Genomic DNA, 908 nt, shown 5'->3' on the forward strand with positions numbered 1-908 from the left:
CTCCGGACCCGTCGCCGACCGCGACGAGCCCGCGCGACCCGCACCGGGCCTCCTGGCCGTCACGCCGGTGTCCGCGAACGCGCGACCGACCCCGCTCGTCCAGCCCGCCACCGGACCCACGGTCATCGACCGGGCCGCCTTCGCGGCCGCGCTGACCGCGCACACCGGGACCACCGCGAGCACCCCCGTCGTGCTCCCCGAGTCCGCGCGTCCCGCGGACTCCCCGGCCGAGTCGGTCGACACCACGGACGCCCCCGCGCCCGGATGGTGGCAGCGACTCGTCGCGCGCATCCTGCGGGCGCTCGGCCGCGCCTGACGGACCGCCGGGAGGCCCGGATCGCCCGGTCCGGTCGGCCCGCTCCGGGCGCGGGGTCGGCTCGGTAGACTGACGGGATGCCGAAGCTCCGCGAGATCCTGGACGTCGTCGAGCAGCTCTGGCCGTCCGCGGGATCCGAGTCGTGGGACGCGGTCGGACTCGTGGCCGGCGACCCCGACGCCGACGTGCACCACGTGCACCTCGCCGTCGACGCGGTGCCCGCCACGGCCTCCGAGACGGTCCGGCTCGGGGCGGACCTGCTCCTGACGCACCACCCGCTGCTCCTCCGCGGCGTCACGACGGTCGCCGAGTCGACGTACAAGGGGAGCGTCATCGCCACCCTCGTCCGCGGCGGCGCCGGACTGCTCGCAGCGCACACGAACGCCGACGTCGTGACGACCGGTACCTCGGCCGTGCTGGCTGACCGGCTCGGCCTCGTCGACCAACGGCCGATCCAGCCCGGTGCCGACCCGGCGACCGGCATCGGCCGGGTGGGCACGCTCGCCGAGCCCACGACGCTGGGCGCCCTCGCGCGCTCCCTCGTCGACCTGCTGCCCGGCACCGCCACCGGCGTCCGCGTGTCCGGCGGGTA

At 77.1% G+C, this 908-nt stretch carries 2 protein-coding genes; both read left to right on the forward strand.

The annotated features are described in order from the left end of the window. The coding region (locus I59_RS23090; protein ID WP_042726922.1) for a hypothetical protein at positions 1-316 on the forward strand (316 nt) is incomplete at its 5' end. A gap of 77 nt (positions 317-393) precedes the next feature. Continuing rightward, positions 394-908, forward strand: a 515-nt coding sequence (locus I59_RS18460) for a Nif3-like dinuclear metal center hexameric protein (RefSeq protein WP_022905145.1), incomplete at its 3' end; no start/stop codon positions are given.

The sequence above is a fragment of the Curtobacterium sp. B8 genome (assembly GCF_000333315.1).
Taxonomy (GTDB): Bacteria; Actinomycetota; Actinomycetes; order Actinomycetales; family Microbacteriaceae; genus Curtobacterium; species Curtobacterium luteum.